The 3435-nt window shown below is 56.3% G+C and carries 2 protein-coding genes and 1 pseudogene; 1 reads left to right on the top strand and 2 read right to left on the bottom strand.

Features of this window, described 5'->3' with window-relative positions:
- Positions 1–540: 540 nt before the first annotated feature.
- Together CWO91_RS44910 and CWO91_RS44905 are read right to left on the bottom strand one after the other, a co-directional pair.
- On the bottom strand, positions 541–744 hold the full coding sequence (locus tag CWO91_RS44910) for a hypothetical protein (RefSeq protein WP_245471544.1): 204 nt from the start codon (positions 742–744) through the stop codon (positions 541–543).
- A gap of 124 nt (positions 745–868) precedes the next feature.
- Positions 869–943 (bottom strand): annotated as a pseudogene (locus CWO91_RS44905) (avidin/streptavidin family protein); the annotation flags it as partial.
- A 1615-nt stretch (positions 944–2558) separates the two neighbouring features.
- Here CWO91_RS44905 and CWO91_RS41790 point away from each other — a divergent pair.
- Positions 2559–3435, top strand: an 877-nt coding sequence (locus CWO91_RS41790; protein WP_245471543.1) for a TauD/TfdA dioxygenase family protein, incomplete at its 3' end; no start/stop codon positions are given.

Raw genomic sequence — 3435 nt, 5'->3', positions numbered from 1 at the left:
CGCAGGAGGCGCAAGGGAAAAATATCAGGCCTGACGATGTCGCGTCGACGGATTAGAACCATTGAGCAATCTGTCGCGCACTGTCACACCGGCCGAAGCGAGGTCCTCCGACTGCTACAGGCAGCGCTGTTTGTGACTTCGTATCGGATCGCGCGGAGAGTGCCGGACAATCGCCAAAGATCTTCAGGAGCGGGCCCTGAAGGCTCGTGGTGATCGAGCGCGAAGGCGTGACGTGATACAATGCGCGGCAGCTGACCTGATCAGCGACCCAACCCGGAGCAGGGCAAACGGAAAGCGCGAGAAGACGGGCAAAGCCTCGGCTGCTTGCATCGCAGAGCCTGCCGGGCGCCGGAGATCAAGTTGAGACTTCGCTCTCATCCTGTTTGTCGTATAGCCTGCGCCATCCTGCAGCTTTGACGAACAAGTGCGTCAAAACGGTCGCGTCGTCGGTCGCGCATGACGTCAGCGAGCCTGGGAGGCGCGCAACTGACAAGCGATCAGCAGTCAGTTCGCGCGTATGCACCGGGCGGATCGTTCCCGTCAGCCGCATGATTGCTTGTGAACTAGCTGGCTGTCCGCTTCAGTATCGAAGCTAACCAAGTCGAGTTTGATGTCACTCGGGCTCTTCTTCGTGTTCCAGAGCTTCTCGCCTGCGCTGCTCTCGGTCACGACGCCGCCAATGGAACGTAGTTGTGCCTTGTCGCCAGCCTTGAAGGTGAAGGTCTCGGCGCTGATACCATTCATATAACCGGCTCTGCGAGCGAGAGCAGCCATAGGCCCTGAAAGCCCACGCGCTATTGAGCTGCCCCGCGGTCATCGAGTCGCATCCGGCAAAGTTCACTGCAAAACTGATGGCTGCGCCTTGATTGGGCTGAGCAAGCCAGCCGGTTACTGTTCGAGGTTCGTCGCAGCTGCTTGCATTGTTTGTATAAGTGCCGGAGATCGCGCCGGTATTCTGGTCAAAGCTGTTGATGCTTAGTGTTCTTAGTTGGTCCAGGCTCAGCAGGTTGCGTCTTTGCCGGAGTCACTAGTCGCCCTCCAAAGCATCCACCGGGTCATCCCAAAGCCTCCTGCGACATCGTCCACTCCACCGAGCTCCGTGAGGAGCCAATCATCCGCCCATAAACAGGCATCGTTCAATTTTATGAGAGCATCCAAATTGAACGCTGTTCTGCCCCGCGTCCTTCTTCCTCGCGCAGAGCCAAGCTGCTAACCGCCCCGCCCGGTGAAGCCCTTATCTTAAGCGGCCTAATGACACCGATCTGCCAAGCGGACCAGCAAGACTCAAAGCACAATTTCGCGCGGCGCGAGCTGCTTACGACCAACTTTGTCTGCACAAGCTTAACAGTGTACTGCGGCTTGTGACGAACCCCAGGCTTTGAACGGGCTTTGTTGCGGCATGTGCATCTTGCATGTTGGCTCGGCCGCGTGGGCGCGTTGTTGCGCAGCTGGTGCATTCTTTCATCGTCTTCTCTGAAATCCCGCATTTTTGGTGCGTGTGTGATCATGATCACGCGCCTTTCAGTTGTTAGAGGAAAGACAGGGCGATCATTTGGAAGATGGATCCCCGCTTATGATCTTGGATCCGATGCTGCTGTCAGCGTCGTGCTGCCAATAGTGGGGCAAAATAACCTGCCCAGAAGTGCGGCTTGCAATGTGAGAGCGCGAAATCGCTGCATTGTTTCGGGGCCGCACGGTATTCCTGCGCGGTCCGCGCTCTGTCTCTATTCTGTGCGGTCAACTGCGAGGAAGCGAAAAACAAGCTGCGCTCTGTGAGGAAAATCTACGCCAAAAAACGCAGGTTCACAGCCCGGACGACCTGCATTCCGTGACGCGCGCAGATTTCGCAAATCGAGGGATTGAGCCCGTTGTTTAGCTGCAATGGGAGTTGCAGCGTTTAAATTTTGCGCGGCTTTCCTGCTTGGCAAGAAGAACACCCTAAACCAGTCGACGAAAAGACGACGCGCATGGGACAACTCCAAGTCGCGAGGAAGTGATTGCGAACTCGTGCAGGTAGTTGTATATACAATATACGTCTTAAGATAGATTAGGTAATCGAGGCGGGGCGTCCTGTCATATCCGCTCGCGAGCGCAGGCCGCGAACGAGTTCGATTCTTGTCGTGCGGATGAGGCCATGCCGGTCGCGTGAGGTGACGACGCAATCGTTATTTGAGGATTTTCCAAGGGCGAGTTCGGAGACGAAGCGAACGTTGCTCAAGATCGAAAAGAAAGCTGGTTTCGTTTCATGGACTCGACATGGATTGCCTCTATCATTTGTACTGTTGATCAGGCTGCAAATCGATCTGATGGCGTTATATGCGAGTGGTCCTTCGATCGGAACCGCACTGGCTGTGTCCGCACGCAGAGGGAGCCAGATCCCAAGATGATGGTGGTCTGTATCAAAATTCACTCGGCTAATTCTGCGGTGTGGATCACCCCGAGACAATTCGGATGCGTGTCATCAAGACAGCCTTGTCGCGTTCGTCGCCAGGCGTCACTACCAATCACGGAGCTTTGTTTAGACATCCACAGAGAGAGGCGCCGTCATGAGTGGCACAATGACCGTTGATAACGTCATTCCGCGAGCAGACATCACCAAGCATGCGGACCGGCTTGGTGCCGAAATCAAGAACATTACGCTTTCGGACGATTTTTCTGACGAGGTCATCATAGCCATTAACCGGCTGCTGCTAGAGCATAAGGTCATCTTCTTCCGTGGTCAGGGACAACTCGATGATGCCCAGCAACGGCGGTTTGTGCTCCGGCTCGGCTCGCTGATACCGAATCCCACAATGGTGGACACAAGGGGAGGCTTAACAATCCGGAAGACGCTCCCTGATGGCGCCTGCCGTCATGTCGACCAGATGAACGATGACGACGTCTCCAGTGCTGGCTGCCCAACAATTTCAGTGCTGCGGGCTGCAGCGATCCCGCCTTTTGGCGGGGACATCGCTTGGTCGAGCGCGGCGGCCGCTTATCTTGACCTTCCCGATCCCCTGCGGATGCTTGCCGATAACCTCTGGGCTGTGCGCTGCGCCGCATTCGATCACACTGCGACGGAGGGGGCCACCGAAGCCAACAAGAGCGCATGGGACGGCGTATCCACCGGAACGATCTACGAAACGACACATCCGATCGTTCGTGTTCATCCCAAGACCAGCGAACGCATGCTCTCGCTCGGTCGTTCCGTGCACAACTTTGTCGGCCTGCAGCGCTATCCCAGCCAAAGACTGTTCGAACTGCTGCAATCCTATCTCACCGCCCCGCAGAACACCCTGTGCTGGAATTGGAAATCAGGCGACGTCGCAATCTGGGACAATCGCGCGACTGAGCCGTACCCCGTCAACAAAATCGGCAGTACTCATTGGGCCAAGGACCAGCTTGCGATTGACGCCTGCGTACCGCACATGAAGAGGCTGAAATCACGGGCCGCTG

This window comes from Bradyrhizobium genosp. SA-3, assembly GCF_004212635.1.
In the GTDB taxonomy this organism is placed as follows: domain Bacteria; phylum Pseudomonadota; class Alphaproteobacteria; order Rhizobiales; family Xanthobacteraceae; genus Bradyrhizobium.
Note: the sequence above shows the minus strand (reverse complement) of the source record. Positions and strands in the feature narration are given on the sequence as shown.

Bases quoted from the DNA above. Each gene is read 5' to 3' on its own strand.
- CWO91_RS44910 (WP_245471544.1), bottom strand. From the start codon at position 744: ATGAATGGTATCAGCGCCGAGACCTTCACCTTCAAGGCTGGCGACAAG.